Origin of the sequence: [Bacillus] selenitireducens MLS10 (genome assembly GCF_000093085.1) — a bacterium.
Lineage (GTDB): Bacteria > Bacillota > Bacilli > Bacillales > Salisediminibacteriaceae > Salisediminibacterium > Salisediminibacterium selenitireducens.
Genome location: NC_014219.1, coordinates 1,657,488 through 1,674,134, shown reverse-complemented (window position 1 = coordinate 1,674,134; position 16,647 = coordinate 1,657,488). Strand labels below are relative to the sequence as shown.

Below are 16,647 nucleotides of genomic sequence, written 5' to 3'. Positions count from 1 at the left end.
CCCTTCTTTATCTGCAACCAGCTTCAATGTCGCCGGCATCCATGTCGAATTTCAATTCTCTTACAGGCAGACTGTATACGTTTGAGAAATCAAACATATGCTCACCAACCACGCTCTCATCACCACTCCAGATGCTCATACCGTATGCCAGCGGCACCGCGCTGTATTCAAGCTGGCCCAACAGGCGCGTCACCTGTGAGGCGTCGTATCCGTTGTAGCCGATGACGACGGTCATTTTTTCCGGATCAAGCAGTGACAGATTCTCTTCATTAAACAGTTCATTGTAAGGCAGGTTCGCCGCCCCTTCGATATGTCCCTGTTCATAATGTTCACCGAGGCGGATATCAATCAGCTGGTGTCCATCAAGGTTACCTTCGTTAATCATTTCATTCAGGTCCGGTGCGCCCATAACCCCCGGCGGTTCCTGATCGAGAAAGTTCTGAGACTGTTCATGGGCAATCGTCCGGATATCGGATTCATCACTCATGATTTCCGGTAAATCATGTGTTTCCGTCAGTTCAAATCCCGTTGTGACAACCGGCAATTCTGCAGGTCCCCCGGGGATATTCGATCCAAGATCGGTTCCTGAAGCATAACCGCCCATTCCGAACTGCAATGCTTCCGCATCGTAGCCAAGTGCATTCAGCATCCCCACGGTGTGGCTCGCCGTATGACCGGAGAAGCAGACGACATAGATCGTTTTGTCTTCCGGTAACTCAAGATACATCTGTTCCAGTCCTGAAACTCTGTACGGCACATTTACCGCTCCTGGAATATGCCCTGAGACAAATGTTGTCGTATCTCTGACGTCGAGGATAAAGTAATCCTCCGGATTCTCAAAAACTGTTTTGTTGTGTAATGCTTCACCTGTGATGACATTAAAATTCGGATCTTCCATATATGCGGCCGAATTTGCCATCAGATCATTGAACACATTCGTTTCAACGGCTGCCTGTTCTTCATTGTCGTTTTCCTCATCTGCCAAAACGGATGCTTCATCGCTGCTACAGGCTGTCGCAGTCAGAAGCGCCGCTCCCATTAACAACCCCGTCCATTTGTGTTTCATGATTTCAACCTCCCCTTTTCGTTTAAGAAATGACCTCTTTGTTTTGTTCTACACTCACAGCATAGAAAAGAATTATGAAATCATCATGAAAACATATAGATGATTCTGTGAACTGCTGTTCATAAACTTTAATTGTCATCACTTGGACACAAATAAACAGACATGGTGAAAATCCACCATGTCTGTCGTCAAATATCGCTGTATCGCCTGTCAATGCTGCTATGAGACGGACATCTCTTTCAGGCGGTTTGTCATCTCTTCAAGATCTTTCACATCTCTTGAAAGCTCGTTCATATGGCCCCCCTGTTCATCGACAAGCTGCTGAATCGCCTCCACAGAAGCTGCCGCTTCTTCCGTAAAAGAGGTGACTTCTTCTGTTCGCGACTGAATCCGTTCAAAGACCTCCTCGACCTCGGCTACCTTTTCATTCAGATCGATCATATGTGTTACGGATGTTTCGGCAAAAGCTTCAATATCATGAAAATGTTTCATCGCTTGTTCACTGGTTCTGTAGCTCTCCGAAACAGACGTATAGTTCTTTTCTGATTCGAGTCGAATCTCCTGAATCATGGCTGTCAGCTCCTCAAGAATCCGGCCGATTTGTCCGGTTGATTCATGGGAAGATTCCGCCAGCTTTCGGACTTCGTCGGCAACGACTACGAAGCCTTTTCCGTGTTCTCCCGCCCGCGCGGCTTCGATTGACGCATTTAATGCGAGAAGATTTGTCTGCTCGGAAATATCACGGATTGTCCCGAGAATTCGTTCGATTTGGCTGCTGTTCTGATACAGATGTTCGATTTTATCCGTTTGTTTGCCAATCCCTTCGTAAACCTGCTTCAGTTCCTGATTGGCGTCATCCATCTGAGACCGGCCCGCTTTCGTGACAGACAGCGTTTCCTCGGAGCGGTCTTTTACGTCACCGAATTGTCCTGTCATCGCGTTCAGCTGCTCAGTCGCGCCCTGAACCTGTCCCTGAATCCCTTCAACACTCGAAGCGCTTGAGGCTACACCCTGATTCATGTCTGAATAGGACTGCATCATTTCTTTGGAAATGACCCCGGCGCGGTTCACCACCTGATTGACCCCTGCCGTAAACTCTGAAAGCTGTGTGATAGAAGCCCGAACGTCTTCAAGAAGCGCATCAATTGTCCGTCTCGACGCTTCCACCTCTTCCACATAAGTAAGCTTGTCCTGTTCCATCCGCTCTCCGATCCGCGCTTGGGCAAACAGGGTCGCGGTGATGACAATGTACATGATGTTTAATGAAAACAGCATACTCGTCTCAGCACCGAAAAACATCTCTTCCTGATAGATCAAGAAGAACGCATTGGACAGAAAGAACCCGATCACTGTAATAAAACCAATCGATCGGCTGTTGTGGTAAAGCGTAATAAACGCAATCGCCACATACACCATCATATAGTTTGAGAGCCTGGGCGAGGTCATGACCATGGCGACGATCACCACGGAGAAGTTCACCGCCACAGCGTATTGAACATAGGCCACAGTCTGTGGAAACCGGTAAACCATGACGGTCAATATCAGCACGGCGACGATTCCTACGCCGCTGAATGCCAGGATCCCCTCCACGGCAACACCCGTGATAAAATTACTTGCCACCCCGAGTACGAAACTGAACCAGAGAAGCTTTACCATCATCTTATTACGCCGGTCAAGCTCCAAATGCTTCGAATCCATAGAACCCCTCCACTGAATCATCATTCATTCTAGTTCTATCGTATCACGAAACATTTCGTTTGACTATTATATTCGGGCCTTCTTCATCAGCAATTGACAAAAAAAGAGCACCGTCCGAAGACGATGCCCTTTGATCTGTCACTTCTTATTCGACAGGCAGTTCTGCAGCATTCCAGCCGTTCATGCCGCCTGTTGCGATATACGTATCAAAACCGGCCATTCTGAGTACTGCGGCACTCTGTGAAGCAGTCTGACCCGAGTAGCAGACAACGACGACCTTATCATCTGCAGGAATATCATCAAATGATGTACCAAGCTCTCCCATCGGGATATTCATAGCACCGGCAATCGCGCCTTCAGAAAAATCATCCGCTCTTCTGATGTCAAGTACGACAACCTCATCCAAAGCGTCATGAACGTCTTCTGCGGACATCATGTAACTGCCTTCAGGAAGTGTATTCAGGTAAGCACGGGATGCATTCATGACGATCTCATCCTCATCCACTTCTTCTACTTCAGGTTCAGCATTCTCTGTATTGTTCTCTTCTGCCTGTGCCTCTCCACCTGCCGGAGCTGCTTCATTTTCATTGTCACCACAAGCCGTCATACCAAGAACCAGTCCACCAGCCAATACGACACTTAACAGTTGCTTTACTTTTACCATGTTTCATTCCCCCATCACTTTTTTTCTTTACAACCCGATTATAAAGTCTCAGAGAGAATCAAAATAGCGAACACGAACAGATGTTGCGAATCGGTCAAATCCGTAAGTGAAAATCCACCATTCTCCATTTCACACTTCACATTTTGTTTACAACCTTCACAGAACAGACATAGAAGGCAGCGTAATTCCATTAGTTTTATCCATCTAATGTCACTATTTCGAAACAATTTCGCCGTTTTTCTCATGTTAGAAGTGGGGTGATCATGCTATGATAAAGCTAGTCTAAATACCCTATAGGATATTTCACACGGATTTCATATTCTGTTCGACAGGGAGGGACCTGTTTTGAAAATCGCCATCATTGATCCTCAGGAAGTGACAAGAGAAGGGTTGATAAAGGTTCTGAATGAGTCCTACCTCATCGACCGTTGCGATACCTTTCACTCACCGGAAGCTTTTCAGAGTCGATCACACAGCGAGCCGATCGATTTGCTTATTACGGAAATCTGTATGCCGACCCCGCTTGACGGTCTTGCTTTTCTCGATGGACTTGAAGCAAACAGGGACACGCAGATCAGTCATAAAGTCGTTTTCTCTTATTGTGAAGACCGCCTCTTTGAGCAACAGGTAAAAGACCGCTCAATCCAGGGCTATCTCTGTAAACAGATGACAAAAGAGACGATCATTGAAGGGCTCGACAGCATCATGTCCGGAGACGAGTATTTCCCGAACAAATCCTGCTCATCGAGGTCCGCAGGTACCTCCTCTTTCCCACTGACGGATCGGGAGAAAGATGTCTTTACCATGCTGGTGAAAGGCTATGCCTATAAAGAGATCTCGAGCCTGTATCAGATGTCTGTTCACACGGTGGAAACGCACAGACAAAACATCAGTAAGAAGCTTGGAAAATCCTCACGCCATGAGTGGTTTGAACTCGCAAAGCAGTTTAAACTGATCTGACAGATGATCAAAAAGAAAACTTCGCTTGTCGCCAAGCCACAGTTGCACTTATCCGATAATCCTTTATTGGAGTTAAACATTCCTGTTGTGCAAAAAAACGCTTTTCTCCACTAGCTGGAGAAAAGCGTTTTTTGTGATTACGTCAGGAAATAGCCGAAGTAAAGTACGACAACGAGGAGAACTACAAAGGCCGCCCAAAGACGGGTTGCCATTTGTTTCGTCAGCGTCCCCTTGGACATGCGAAGTGAGATCATTTCCATGACATAAATCAAAACAAATGCGAGGATTCCCTTGACGATGGCCATTGTCGTCGGTACGAGAAAAATCATCGTCAGCCCGGTACCGAAGACCAGCAGATACACAAGCCGCAGGCTCATCTGCATGATCTTGGCCGGTTTTTGTTTTCCGTTCCGGATCATGACCGTCGTCAGAATAAAGAGCACAATGGCAATGAGCCAAAAGAGTGCATGGGAATGTAAAAAGATACTGTAATGTTGAATCATCCGTGACGTCCTCCTTCAATATACTGCCTACGTACTCGAGTATAGCGATAACGCAGGCAGAGGACAACCAAAAACCCTTGTTTATCCGCGAAGTCAGTTCAAGTCAAAACGCTGACCGTTTACCTCATAGATGATCCATTCCGCCACGTTCGTCCCGTAATCCGCAATCCGCTCCATGTAACGCGCCATAAAAGCCAGTTGCATCATGTCTTCCCCGCCGTTACGAATGCCTGAAAAGACGTCTTTGACAAATGCGCTGTACGCTTTATCCACCTCATCATCAAGAGCGGCAATGCGCTGCGCCCCCATGATATCCGCATCCGCATATGCCAGGAAAACCCGGTGAATCATATGAATGACCTTGTCGGCAATCGCCTTCAAACGGACGATTTCTGCCGTCACTGTCGTCAGATCGTCGATCCGGAGAGCAGCCTTAGCCAGATCCACCGTTAAATCCCCTATCCGCTCGAGGTCACTGGCCACCTTCAGAGCAGAGATGATCTTCCTTAAGTCTGATGCCACCGGTTGCTGGCGGGCAATCATCATCGTCGCTTTCTCGTTAATCGCCATTTCGATCCGGTTGATGTTCTCATCCTCTTCGATCAGATCACTCAGCCTTCCGCGGTTATTACTTTCCACTGCATCGACGGCATCCTGAAAGCCGCGGAGAACCGAATGGCCCAGATCCGTAATGGCTTCTTTCAGCACCGTTAACTCTGTTTCGAAATTTGTGCGTGTAGGCAATGCATTCCCCTCCTTATCCGAACCGTCCGGTAATATAGTCTTCAGTACGCTTATCTGACGGATTCGAGAAAATGCGCTCCGTATCGTCAAACTCCACGACTTCCCCATTCAGGAAAAAGGCGGTTTTGTCCGAAATACGGGCTGCCTGCTGCATATTATGCGTCACGATAATAATGGAATAGTCCTTCTTCAGTTCCTGAATCAGTTCTTCTACCTTAAGCGTTGACTTTGGATCGAGTGCGGACGTCGGCTCATCCATCAAAATAACTTCCGGTTCCACGGCAAGGCAGCGGGCGATGCAAAGACGCTGCTGCTGACCGCCTGAAAGGCCGAGGGCTGATTCATTCAGCCGATCCTTCACCTCTTCCCAAAGACCTGATCCCTTGAGACTTTTTTCAACAATGGCCTTCAGCTCTGACTTGTTTTTAATGCCGTGAACACGCGGACCGAATGCGACGTTGTCAAAAATGGACTTCGGGAACGGATTCGGTTTCTGGAATACCATGCCAATCGCAGAACGGAGCTCCACGAGGTTCACAGACGGGTCAAAAATATTCACATCATGATAAGCCACTTCGCCGCTCGTTTTCACGATCGGAATCAGTTCCACCATTCGGTTGAGTGTCTTCAAAAACGTTGATTTCCCGCATCCCGACGGACCGATAATCGCCGTAACACCGTTTTTCGGAATTGCCAGATCAATATCCTTTAAGGCTTGATCATTGCCGTACCATAAATTAAGACCGTTCGCTTCAAAGATAGCTTCCGACTTCGGTTCGGCTTGCTTATCCTTTTGTTTTTCCTTTACTGCTGACTGTGTAATTGCCATGTTACATCCCCCCTGATTTTTTTAAAGCGCTTCGTTTCTGTTTCTGAACCGGTTGCGGATCAGAATCGCTGACAGATTCAGCAAAATAACCAACATAATCAATACCAAAGCCGTACCATAGGCTATTGGCCGGACGGCAGATGCCTGCGCGTGCTGTGTGGCCAGAATATACAGATGATAAGGCAGTGCCATAAAGCTGTCCGTTAATTCGGTCGGCAAATTTCTCGAATAGTAGGCGGCTCCTGTCAAAATAATCGGCGCCGTCTCACCGGCTGCTCTCGCGAGACCGAGAATCGACCCTGTCATCATCCCCGGCACTGCAGATGGCAATACGAGCTGACGAATCGTCTGCCACTTTGTCGCACCGAGTGCGAGTCCACCTTCCCTGAACGATGCAGGAACGGATTTCAACGCCTCTTCAGATGCGGTGATCACCCAAGGCAATACCATGATCGCGAGCGTGATCGCTGCTGTAATCAGTCCGACACCGATACGGAGAAAACTTGCGAAAATCGCGAGCCCGAACAACCCGTATACGATTGATGGAACACCTGCAAGATTTCGGATACTGAGCCGGATCAGGCGGACAAATTTGCCCTGCCTGGCATACTCATTCAGATAAATGGCTGCCCCAATCCCGACTGGGACCGAGATTAATACGGTCAGGGATGCAACATAGAAGGTCCCGACCAATGCGGGCCAGATCCCGCCCTCTGTCATATTCCGGCGGGGCGGTTCTGTAATAAAAGACCAGCTGATCACCGACGCGCCTTCTCTGATAATGGAAAAGAGAAGAAGACCCAGGGCAACAACGGTCATAGCCGCAAAAAAGCCCGCTACCGTGAACCAGATACGTTCAGTGCGTTGTTTATGTTTCATCTCCGAGCTTCCTCCTTTGCTTATTAATCAGATAATCGGCAATCATATTAACGATAAACGTAATGACGAACAGAATGAGGGCAAGGACAAAGAGCGAGCTGTAGTGCAGGCTGCCCCAGGCAACATCCGAGCCTTCAATCGCAATATTTGCTGTCAGCGTTCGTACAGATGTCAAAAAGTCAGGGACGACAATGCCGAAAAATTCTCTGAGCGGCATGTCGATGGCATTTCCCGCCGCCATCAATACCGTCATCGTCTCACCGACCGCACGGCCAAAGCCGAGCATAACACCTGCCATAATGCCGGACTTCGCAGCCGGCACGGATACCGTCTTGATCGTTTCCCAGCGTGACGCTCCGAGAGCATAGGCAGCCTCCCGATAATCTTTCGGAACACTCTTGATGGAATCTTCAGCTATACTGATGATCGTCGGCAGTGCCATAACGGAGAGAATCAGTGAAGCCGTCAGTGCCGTCAGACCATTCGACAGCCCAAAGATATTTGCAACGATTGGCGAAAGGATCACGAGCGCAATAAATCCAAGTATAACGGACGGGAAAATCGCCAGTATTTCCACTGCAGGCTTGAGAATCTCCCTTACCCGTCTCGGCGCGATCTCTGCAATATAAATTGCGGTAAAGATCCCCCACGGAATCGCAATGATCAGTGCTCCCACCGTCACCATGATCGAACTCATAATGAACGGCAGTGCCCCATACCCTGCTCCCTGAGGTGAAGAGGGATACCAGCGTGTCGTCGTCAAATATTCCATGATGCCGACTTCACGAAGAGCGCCGGATCCTTCCCGGATGAGGAAAAACAAAATAAGAAACAATACAAAGACAGCAATCAGTCCGAAAATCAGAAAGATTTTTTCTATCACATAGTCGAGTATGTTTGATTTAAATGATTTTTGTGTCAGTTTTGATCGGGTTACCGTCTCCAGATCACGGAAGGCCGTCTCTTCCTTTTTTTCAATGGGTAAAGCCATGTGTGTACATCCTCCTAACAGTTCCCTGTCTGTCATCATCAAATTCAGCCGGTTTTATTCATGAAAAGGGAAAAGAAGGCACGTGACCTTCTTTTCCGAACACCATGTGTTTACCAATCAAGTCCAAGCGTTTGATATGCTTCTTCGTTTTGTGCCTGATTCTCTCCACCAATCTGATAGAAGCCGGTTTCGTAACGGATTTCTTCTGCACGTTCAGATTTCAGGATCCAATCGAGGTAGTCGAGCATGATCCCTTCCGGAGCTCCGTTCACATAGAAAAAAAGCGGACGGGCGATCGGGTATGTGCCTTCATCAACATTGACCTCTTCAAACGGTGTCACATATTCACTGCCCTCATCAATCGCCACATTCAAAGCATCGATGCCTTCGATATAGCCGATTCCGATATACCCAATGGCGTTTACTTCCTGCTCAACCGCTTCACGGATTGCCGATGAACCCGGCATGAATTTTGTACCCGGCGCGAAATCTTCGCCGTCCATGACGTTTTCATTAAAGTAAACATACGTACCTGAATTGGACTGTCTGGAATAAACCGAAATCTCTCCGCCTTCATCCCAACCAACTTCAGACCAATCTGTAATCGTTCCTGTGAAAATGCCTTTAATCTCTGCAAGTGTCAGCTCATCTACCGGATTATCGGTGTTTACAGCAACGGCCAGTCCGTCCTGACCGACGATAAACTCATACGGTTCCGCGCCGTTTGCTTCCGCTTCTGCCATTTCATCTTCTGTCATCGCACGGGATGACTGGGCAATATCCACCTCATTGTTAATCATCGCCGCGATACCTGTTCCGGATCCACCGCCGGTTACCGATACATCGCCGTTCAGATTGTAATCCATATAATTTTCGGCAAAAGCCTGTCCAAGGTTCACCATTGTGTCAGAACCTCTGATTTCGAGATATCCTTCCGGTCCTTCTTCACCACCGGCATTGTTTGTCTGTTCATTGCCGCCATTCGCAGAAGCATCTGCGGCATCTCCTGAAGCGTCATCTCCGTTTCCACATGCTGCTGTTGTCATGAGCGCTCCAAATACCAGTGTCATTGCAAATTTTTTCATCTCGTAAAAGCCTCCCGTTTTCTGTGTGGTTGTTTAATCACTTACAGACTTCAGTATAGTCCGGAACTGTTAAGACCGTATAAACGATTCGTAAAGATCCCGTGAAGGCTTTGTAAAGTTTGTAAAAAAAGAAGCCCCGAGCACCGTTTCATAACGGCGCGGAGCTTCCATGACTGATGATTATATGGTTTTTGACATTCCTGCGCTGGCAAGACTGACACGACCAACGTAAACCTTTCTTGTCTCTTCGATGAGCTGCGCATGATCACCAAAATGAGGCAGATGGGTCAGAATCAGCTCTCCCACCTCACCCCGACTGGCAAGACGCCCTGCATCAAGACTCGTCATATGACCGAACTGTTCTCCGTTCTGTCCCTGATAAAAGCTGCACTCGGCGAGAAGCAGATCCGCCTCTTTGGCGAATGCCGCCATCTGATCGGTATACGAGGTATCTGCCGTGTAGACCATCTTCTTCCCTGTTTCCCGGGAAATAATTTTCATGCCGTAGCTGTCCACTTTGTGTTTGCCTTTACAAAATTGGACTGTCACGTCAGGAAATTCGAGTTCATCTGTCTCAACGAACGGATAGCATTCTGAGTAAGGATCTTTGTTCAGTTCGCTGTGCAAGGTCTCCTCATCTTCATGTGCATAGACATTCAGCCTGTGATGGGTATGGTTTAACTGCATATCAATCAGGCGGCTGTATGCCAGCACACCAAGATCCGCCACATGATCCGCGTGCGTGTGGCTGACGATCACCCCGTCGAGATGTTTCAACGCCAGATGGTTTTGCAAATTCGACACTGCCCCGCTCCCGCAGTCGAGAATCAGCTTCGTGTCTCCTTCTTCAATCAGGTAACAGCTCGTCGCCTCACCCTTCGCCGGGTAAGCACCCCAGTGTCCAATCACGGTCATCTTCACATTCAAGGCCTCCTTCATTCATCATACCTACAGAATACCATAAAACGGATAGCGAATTCCAAAATCAGGTCTTTAATGTGTATCCGCGCCATTTATTGTAAAGAAAACTTGGCTTGTCGCCAAGCCACGATGGCGAAAGCCTTAGTTGCACTTATACTATAATCCTTTAACGGGGTTAAACATTCCTATAGTACAAAAAAAGAGACCCTCATGAGAGAGTCTCCTGCTTTTCGGTTTATGCTTCCTGTGCAACAGGATATACACTTACCTGCTTACGGTTGCGTCCAACCCGCTCGAATTTCACGATACCGTCCGCTTTCGCAAACAGTGTATCGTCTCCTCCGCGGCCTACGTTTACGCCTGGATAAATTTTCGTTCCACGCTGACGTACGAGGATGGAGCCGCCTGTAACAGTCTGTCCGTCACCTGTCTTGGTACCAAGACGTTTGGAGATCGAATCACGACCGTTTTTCGTACTACCTACCCCTTTTTTCTGGGCGAAATACTGAAGATCCAACTTCAAGAACATGGTCTTCACCTCCTGTCAGTTTACATCGGTTACGTGTATAAACCGGCCGTACTGCTCTTCCATTGTCAACAATGAAATCCGTAATCCCTCAAGCAGTACCTGGACCTTCTTACCTGCTTCGTCCCGGATCCCCTCCGGAACCGTACAGTGAAGAAAGCCGCCATTATCTCTTACTTCTGCATCTAACTCAACGCCTGCGACTTCTGCAATGGCATTCACAGCCCCGAAGGAAACCGCTGATGCACCGGCGCATACGAGATCATAGCCATAAGGCCCTGAGTCCGCGTGTCCGTTCATTGTAAAAGCGCGGATCGTGCCGTCTGATTGCCGTTCGAAATGAACTTTGATCATCGGACAGTCATCCTTACGCGTTGATTTTTTCGATCGTGACTTTTGTGTAAGGCTGACGGTGACCCTGCTTACGACGGTAGTTCTTCTTCGCCTTATACTTGAAAACAGTCAGCTTCTTCGCGCGTCCCTGCTTTTCAACTTTGGCTGTAACAGTCGCTCCTTCGACGAGTGGGGAACCAACTTTGGCTGTTTCACCACCGACAAAGATAACCTTGTCAAATGTGAACGTATCGCCTTCTGCTGCGTCGACTTTCTCAACGTAAACTTCCTGGCCTTCCGTCACTTTAACCTGCTTACCACCTGTTTCAATGATTGCGTACATATGCGCACCTCCTTCAATACTCAGACTCGCCATTACAGGTGCACGAATGTGCTTACATGGAAACCAAACCTGATCTGTGCGGTTGCAGTTCTTTGGGTGCATCCAAACAACTAACAAAGGAAATCATACCACACCGCGAATGACCGTGTCAATCGCCTTTTACAGTTTCAGCCACGCCTTTTCTTCACGGTCGAGTCGGGCTTCGATTTCACCGGATTCCGCTGTCATTCTGATCTGAAAGGGGGTATCGGATGCGGACTGTGTCACATAGACACGAACCCCGATTCGCGCTTTGATGGCGGAAGCCCAGTCCTCCTGATTACTTGTGAGTGCTTCATATAGCCGGACGTTTAGATCGAGCCACAGCGACTCCGTCTTTCCCTGCACTGCCTCCTGAAGGGCTTCAGAGACTCTGTACAGCTGTTCGTTTGCAGTATCGACTCTTCCTGTCCCTCCGCAGCACCCGCAGGGCTCCTTCATAATCTCACCTATGGGCATGCGTGATTTTTTGCGCGTCATCTCCACGAGACCAAGGGATGTAAACCCAATCACATTCACCCTGGTCCGATCCTGTTTACAGCCCTGCCTCAACGTTTTTAATACGTCTTTACGGTCGTCATCGGTGTCCATGTCAATAAAATCTATCAGAATGATCCCGCTGACCTCCCGGAGTCTCAATTCTCTCGCAATGACTTTCGCTGCCTGCAGGTTGGTCTGATAAGCCGTTTTTCTCAGATTTTCTTTCCCGGTAAACCGTCCGCTGTTGACGTCGATCACGGTCATCGCTTCTGTTTCTTCAATAAGAAGTGAGCCCCCGTTAGGCAGCCAGACATAGGGCCGGACTGTCTGCATCATCATCCGTTCAAATTCGTACAGACGTGCGACATTCTCTCTCGTATAGCTGACTGAAGCTCCAAGAGGCATGACTTCACGTTCTCTTACCAGCTCTTCATACAGCTGTCTTCCGTCACAGATTACCTCCGTGTCCTCATCCGCAAGAAAATCTCTTGAAATTCTCGCCGCGAGCGCCGAAGGATCCACATGCACGGCCCCGGCTTTTATCGGCTGATCCAAAAAGGCGCGCTTCACCTCATCGGCCTTTGCCCGCAAGAGATCGATTTCTCTGTCAATGACTTCGGGGTCCTCTTCTTCGGCATTCGTTCGGATGATGAGCCCCTCATCCTCCTGAAGACGCTCTTTCCCAAACGCCCGCCATGATTCGCGAACCGATTCCGAACTCATTTTTTTTGAAACGGCCACATAGCGGCTGAACGGCATATAGACAGCGTATTTTCCGGAGAAACTGATTTTCTCCGTGAGCTTCGGTCCCTTCGTATCCGTGCCGGGCCGCAGTACTTCGAGGAGAAGATACGCCCCTTTTGTCACCTGCCTTGAGATCGGCACGTCTTCACCTTTGTCCGGTCTGTTCAGCTCCGATTTATGTAAAAAACCACGCTTATCCGAGCCGATATCGATAAAAGCGGCGTCCATCCCGTCATGAATATCCGTGATTTGGCCGGTGATGATCATGCCGGTTTCGAGCCTTGTCGGCCCTGGCGACATGAGCCACTCCGTCACCCTGCCGTCTTCGATGACGGCCCCTCTTGCTTCTGTCAGCCCTGTATGGACTGCAATTGTACGCTTCATCTTAACGTCCCCTCTGTTCTTCTGCCCTTCATGCTGTATCTTATTATACCGAAAACAGCCCTCTCCGCAAAACGGATGAGGGCTGCCTGTCTGTACGTTTCTATTCTTTGACAGATCCGCTCGTCAAACCGGCGACAATGCGACGCTGGAAGATGAGAACGACGATGACGATCGGGATCGTCACCATGACCGTCGCGGCTGTAATATCGCCCCATGGTACGGTGTACTGGGACTGATACATACTGAGCCCGACAGGAATCGTGCGCCAGCTGTCGTCAGAGTTGATCGTTAATGCGAAGAGAAATTCGTTCCAGGCTGCAATGAAAACCAGAATGGCGGTCGTAAAGACCCCTGGTGCTGCGAGCGGGAAAATAATTTTCCTGAACGTCTGAAACGGTGTTGCACCGTCAAGCTTGGCAGATTCTTCAAGTTCAAACGGAATCTTTTGGAAGAATGTTGACAAAATCCAGATCGCAAGCGGCAGACTGATCGTGATATAAGGGATCACAAGCCCGATGTAGCTGTTACGCAGACCAAGTCCCTGGATCAGGTTGAAGATCGGGGAAATGATGGCGATCTGCGGGAACATGGCTGCCGCGAGGACGATCCCGAGAATCGTTCCTTTAAATCGGATCGGCAGCCGCGTCAGTGCATAGGCCGATAACGAAGCTACGCTGATGGCAAGGACTGTCGTCAGCGTCGAAACGACAAAGCTGTTCCAGATATACGTGAATAGCGGCCGTGTTGTGATGGCACTTTCATAAGAGCTTAACGTCGGATTCGATGTAAACCAGTTGAATCCGCCAAACAGTTCATTTGTTGGCTTGATCGAGGTCAGAAATACCCATAGAAAGGGAAACATGATAATGAACACGAACAAGCTCAGAAAGATATAAAAACCGATACCTGCTTTTTTTCGCATGTTGGTAGACCTCCTTTATTTTTTCACTCGGCCTTCAAACAGCTCAGAGCCAATCAGCTTAATAAACGTAATACTGATGATGGCAATGGAGATGAAGACGATCACGGACAGAACGGAACCTTCACCGAAGTTCTGCTGGGCAAAGAGTACCTGATAGGCGTAAACAGAGATGGATTCCGTGCTGTTGGCAGGACCACCGCCTGTTAAGACATAGATCAGGTCGAATACCCGGAACGCATCGAGGGTTCTGAACAGGAGTGCTACCAGTATGGCTGATTTCAGCATCGGCAGGGTAATGTAGATAAACCGCTGGACTTTACCTGCCCCATCCACTTCTGCAGCCTCGTAGAGCGAATCGGATATCGTCTGAAGGCCTGCGAGTAATAAGAGCGCCATGTAAGGCATCGTCTTCCAGACATCGGCCAGGATAATGGAGAACATGGCCCCCGATCCTGTACTGAGAAGAACGGATGAATCGGATATGAGCCCGAGTTGGGCAAAATAATGCGCAATAATCCCGAATTGTCCGTCATAGAGATAGCTCCACATCATCGCACTGACGGCCGTCGGAATCGCCCACGGGATCAGAACGGCGGCACGTACAGCCCCCCGTCCGATAAAGGCACGGTTAATCACGAGTGCCACGGCGAGACCAATCGTCAGTTCAAAGAAAACCGAGACAACGGTGAAGAATGTTGTATTCCAAAGAGACTGCCACATTCGTGCATCGGTTAAATACTTGCCGTAATTCGCAAGCCCGATGAAGTTCGGTTCAATCAGGGAACGGTCCATCGCCCGAAGTGACGCCTGTGCGTCTTCGAGGAGATTTTCCGTGGACTCCCCCTCCTCATAACTGTCAAGATAATTCTCAAAATCGTCCTGCAGATCATTGATCAGGGCCCGGTACTCCCTCGCAAACTCATTCTCAAGGGTCTGATAGCGGAGATCATTGTCCCGAACCGGTTCAAACGACATAATCAGTTCATCGACCTGTTCGTACTCATCAGGAAACTGACTGACAAGGTCCTCATGATACGAATCGATCTCAACGAGTGCGTCATTGACAGCCGCAGACAGCTGTTCATCGGTTATCTGCTCTGAAGCATCACCGAGATCCCGTTCAAGATAGAAATAGTTATTGACGTACGATTCAAGATCCACCTGATAATTAATGTTCGTCTGATTTCTCGTCGGATCATTCAGACGATAGTCAAACATACTGTTATAAAACGACTGGGCAACCGGCCAGAGCGTGACCGCCGCAATCAAAATAAGTGCAGGCAATACCATTAAATAACCCAGTTGTTTTTCATTCAGCTGGAATTTCCGTTTCTTTTCTTTGCCCATGTTTGATCCTCCTTCAACCTGATAAGCAAGTCATGCTTTTTTCCTGATATATGAAATCGATTTCAGAAGAGGGTATGGAAATCCCCGTCACCAGACCCTTCCCATCAGGTTGATTGCCTGATGACAAGCTCCAGTGGAAGGATTTCCTCTTTGAATGTCACTTTGCGCTGGTTTTTTATCATGTCCACCATAATTTCCATTGCCCTTGTCCCCATGAGTTTTGTCGGCTGATTAATCGTCGTGATCCCCGGGTCTATCAAACTTGCCAGGGGCTGGTCATCGTATCCGACGACAGCCAGATCATCAGGAACACGGCAATGAAACCGTTTCGCTTCTTGAATAATACCTGCTGCCACTTCGTCACCGCCGGCAAAAATCGCAGTCGGGCCATTTTGCATGGCATAGATCCTGTGGAAAATATTCTTCCCATCCTCGATCCCGTAAAAACTCGGAAACATCCATTCATCCGGAATCGTCAGTCCATGCTCATCCATGGCCTTCATGAATCCTTTCCAACGGTCATATGTGAGTTCAATGCGATTGGCACCGCCAGCATAGGCAATGTTCGTGTGCCCTTTTTCGATCAGGTGTTTCGTACCGATATAGCCGCCCTCATACTGGTTGCATCTGATCATGGGCAGTTCGGCACGACGGTCATATTCGTTACACATCACAATCGGTCCGTATTTCGTAAACGGCTTGATGGTCTCCCAGTCATTTTGAAGCGATGCGAGGATGACACCATCCACCTGCTTTGCTTTCAAAAGTTCCAAGTGTCTCAGTTCACGCTCTTTATCGAGCCTCGAATCGCAGAGAATCAGCTGATAGCCTTTCTCTCCTGCAATCAGTTCCATGGCATCAACCAGGTGGCTGAAGAATGGATTGACGATCCGTGAGATAATGACAGCGATCGTATTCGTCTTTTGGCCCCGCAGCCTTCTTGCTGAAGAGTTCGGCACATAGCCCAGTTCATCCATGGCTTCAAGCACGATTCTCCGTTTTTTATCATCGACATACGGATGATTGTTTATGACTCTGGATACGGTCGTAGGTGACATACCAGTGCGTTTTGCGACTTCTTTGATTGTAGCCATTGCCATCTCCTGCCGATCTCTATAAAATACTTGGTCAGTTCTTGAAAACGGAACCACCTTTCATTATAGCAGAGTTCATCCTTATAAACAGTTAG

General features: G+C 48.5%; 18 protein-coding genes and 1 other annotated feature. Of the genes, 1 reads left to right on the top strand and 17 read right to left on the bottom strand.

The genetic code is table 11. From position 1 onward, the window contains the following. Positions 1-7: 7 nt before the first annotated feature. From srrE to BSEL_RS07615, 3 genes are all read right to left on the bottom strand, one after another. A complete protein-coding gene (gene srrE, locus BSEL_RS07625; RefSeq protein WP_013172411.1) occupies positions 8-1,066 on the bottom strand; it encodes a respiratory selenite reductase-associated lipoprotein SrrE in 1,059 nt (352 codons plus the stop codon). 219 nt (positions 1,067-1,285) lie between these two features. Then, positions 1,286-2,764, bottom strand: a complete 1,479-nt coding sequence (locus BSEL_RS07620; protein WP_013172410.1) for a methyl-accepting chemotaxis protein — start codon at positions 2,762-2,764, stop codon at positions 1,286-1,288. 145 nt (positions 2,765-2,909) lie between these two features. Beyond that, on the bottom strand, positions 2,910-3,428 hold the full coding sequence (locus tag BSEL_RS07615; protein WP_013172409.1) for a rhodanese-like domain-containing protein: 519 nt from the start codon (positions 3,426-3,428) through the stop codon (positions 2,910-2,912). A 345-nt stretch (positions 3,429-3,773) separates the two neighbouring features. Between BSEL_RS07615 and BSEL_RS17055 the strand changes: the two genes are divergently transcribed. After that, positions 3,774-4,388, top strand: coding sequence for a response regulator transcription factor (locus BSEL_RS17055; RefSeq protein WP_013172408.1), 615 nt, complete (start codon positions 3,774-3,776; stop codon positions 4,386-4,388). A gap of 137 nt (positions 4,389-4,525) precedes the next feature. Here BSEL_RS17055 and BSEL_RS07605 read toward each other — a convergent pair whose 3' ends face one another. The 14 genes from BSEL_RS07605 to BSEL_RS07540 form a co-directional block, all read right to left on the bottom strand. Next, positions 4,526-4,891 (bottom strand): YisL family protein, encoded by a 366-nt coding sequence (locus BSEL_RS07605; RefSeq protein ID WP_013172407.1) that lies wholly within the window; start codon positions 4,889-4,891, stop codon positions 4,526-4,528. A gap of 93 nt (positions 4,892-4,984) precedes the next feature. After that, on the bottom strand, positions 4,985-5,635 hold the full coding sequence (phoU, locus tag BSEL_RS07600; protein ID WP_013172406.1) for a phosphate signaling complex protein PhoU: 651 nt from the start codon (positions 5,633-5,635) through the stop codon (positions 4,985-4,987). Between the two features lie 13 nt (positions 5,636-5,648). After that, entirely contained in the window at positions 5,649-6,464 is an 816-nt protein-coding gene (pstB, locus tag BSEL_RS07595) for a phosphate ABC transporter ATP-binding protein PstB (RefSeq protein ID WP_013172405.1), read from the bottom strand. A 21-nt stretch (positions 6,465-6,485) separates the two neighbouring features. Further along, positions 6,486-7,343 (bottom strand): phosphate ABC transporter permease PstA, encoded by an 858-nt coding sequence (gene pstA / locus BSEL_RS07590; RefSeq protein WP_013172404.1) that lies wholly within the window; start codon positions 7,341-7,343, stop codon positions 6,486-6,488. After that, positions 7,333-8,334, bottom strand: a complete 1,002-nt coding sequence (pstC, locus tag BSEL_RS07585) for a phosphate ABC transporter permease subunit PstC (RefSeq protein ID WP_013172403.1) — start codon at positions 8,332-8,334, stop codon at positions 7,333-7,335. Before pstC ends, pstA begins: the two co-directional genes overlap by 11 nt. Before the next feature lie 110 nt (positions 8,335-8,444). After that, positions 8,445-9,419, bottom strand: a complete 975-nt coding sequence (locus tag BSEL_RS07580) for a phosphate ABC transporter substrate-binding protein (protein WP_013172402.1) — start codon at positions 9,417-9,419, stop codon at positions 8,445-8,447. A gap of 180 nt (positions 9,420-9,599) precedes the next feature. Beyond that, positions 9,600-10,334: an MBL fold metallo-hydrolase gene (locus BSEL_RS07575; protein WP_232970514.1), complete on the bottom strand. Its 735-nt coding sequence runs from the start codon at positions 10,332-10,334 to the stop codon at positions 9,600-9,602. Positions 10,335-10,575: 241 nt separating this feature from the next. Next, positions 10,576-10,869 carry a 50S ribosomal protein L27 gene (gene rpmA / locus BSEL_RS07570; RefSeq protein ID WP_013172400.1) on the bottom strand — a complete coding sequence of 98 codons (294 nt, stop codon included), beginning with the start codon at positions 10,867-10,869 and terminating at the stop codon, positions 10,576-10,578. Positions 10,870-10,884: 15 nt separating this feature from the next. Next, entirely contained in the window at positions 10,885-11,220 is a 336-nt protein-coding gene (locus tag BSEL_RS07565; RefSeq protein ID WP_013172399.1) for a ribosomal-processing cysteine protease Prp, read from the bottom strand. Positions 11,221-11,233: 13 nt separating this feature from the next. Continuing rightward, complete coding sequence (rplU, locus tag BSEL_RS07560; protein ID WP_013172398.1) at positions 11,234-11,542, bottom strand: 50S ribosomal protein L21; 309 nt, start codon at positions 11,540-11,542, stop codon at positions 11,234-11,236. Between the two features lie 12 nt (positions 11,543-11,554). After that, positions 11,555-11,636: a sequence feature (ribosomal protein L21 leader region), on the bottom strand. 65 nt (positions 11,637-11,701) lie between these two features. Beyond that, a complete protein-coding gene (locus BSEL_RS07555) occupies positions 11,702-13,189 on the bottom strand; it encodes an Rne/Rng family ribonuclease (protein ID WP_013172397.1) in 1,488 nt (495 codons plus the stop codon). 100 nt (positions 13,190-13,289) lie between these two features. Beyond that, the gene (locus BSEL_RS07550; RefSeq protein ID WP_013172396.1) at positions 13,290-14,111 is read right to left on the bottom strand and encodes a carbohydrate ABC transporter permease; all 822 of its coding nucleotides are present in this window, start codon (positions 14,109-14,111) and stop codon (positions 13,290-13,292) included. A 15-nt stretch (positions 14,112-14,126) separates the two neighbouring features. Beyond that, positions 14,127-15,458, bottom strand: coding sequence for a carbohydrate ABC transporter permease (locus tag BSEL_RS07545; RefSeq protein WP_013172395.1), 1,332 nt, complete (start codon positions 15,456-15,458; stop codon positions 14,127-14,129). Between the two features lie 104 nt (positions 15,459-15,562). Beyond that, positions 15,563-16,552: a LacI family DNA-binding transcriptional regulator gene (locus BSEL_RS07540; protein WP_013172394.1), complete on the bottom strand. Its 990-nt coding sequence runs from the start codon at positions 16,550-16,552 to the stop codon at positions 15,563-15,565. Positions 16,553-16,647 lie beyond the last annotated feature (95 nt).

Coding starts and splice junctions, on each gene's coding strand:
- srrE (WP_013172411.1), bottom strand. CDS start 1,066: ATGAAACACAAATGGACGGGGTTGTTAATGGGAGCGGCGCTTCTGACT.
- BSEL_RS07550 (WP_013172396.1), bottom strand. CDS start 14,111: ATGCGAAAAAAAGCAGGTATCGGTTTTTATATCTTTCTGAGCTTGTTC.
- BSEL_RS07555 (WP_013172397.1), bottom strand. CDS start 13,189: ATGAAGCGTACAATTGCAGTCCATACAGGGCTGACAGAAGCAAGAGGG.
- pstC (WP_013172403.1), bottom strand. CDS start 8,334: ATGGCTTTACCCATTGAAAAAAAGGAAGAGACGGCCTTCCGTGATCTG.
- BSEL_RS07605 (WP_013172407.1), bottom strand. CDS start 4,891: ATGATTCAACATTACAGTATCTTTTTACATTCCCATGCACTCTTTTGG.
- rplU (WP_013172398.1), bottom strand. CDS start 11,542: ATGTACGCAATCATTGAAACAGGTGGTAAGCAGGTTAAAGTGACGGAA.
- pstB (WP_013172405.1), bottom strand. CDS start 6,464: ATGGCAATTACACAGTCAGCAGTAAAGGAAAAACAAAAGGATAAGCAA.
- pstA (WP_013172404.1), bottom strand. CDS start 7,343: ATGAAACATAAACAACGCACTGAACGTATCTGGTTCACGGTAGCGGGC.
- BSEL_RS07580 (WP_013172402.1), bottom strand. CDS start 9,419: ATGAAAAAATTTGCAATGACACTGGTATTTGGAGCGCTCATGACAACA.
- BSEL_RS07565 (WP_013172399.1), bottom strand. CDS start 11,220: ATGATCAAAGTTCATTTCGAACGGCAATCAGACGGCACGATCCGCGCT.
- BSEL_RS07540 (WP_013172394.1), bottom strand. CDS start 16,552: ATGGCTACAATCAAAGAAGTCGCAAAACGCACTGGTATGTCACCTACG.
- rpmA (WP_013172400.1), bottom strand. CDS start 10,869: ATGTTCTTGAAGTTGGATCTTCAGTATTTCGCCCAGAAAAAAGGGGTA.
- BSEL_RS07620 (WP_013172410.1), bottom strand. CDS start 2,764: ATGGATTCGAAGCATTTGGAGCTTGACCGGCGTAATAAGATGATGGTA.
- BSEL_RS07545 (WP_013172395.1), bottom strand. CDS start 15,458: ATGGGCAAAGAAAAGAAACGGAAATTCCAGCTGAATGAAAAACAACTG.
- BSEL_RS07575 (WP_232970514.1), bottom strand. CDS start 10,334: ATGACCGTGATTGGACACTGGGGTGCTTACCCGGCGAAGGGTGAGGCG.
- BSEL_RS07615 (WP_013172409.1), bottom strand. CDS start 3,428: ATGGTAAAAGTAAAGCAACTGTTAAGTGTCGTATTGGCTGGTGGACTG.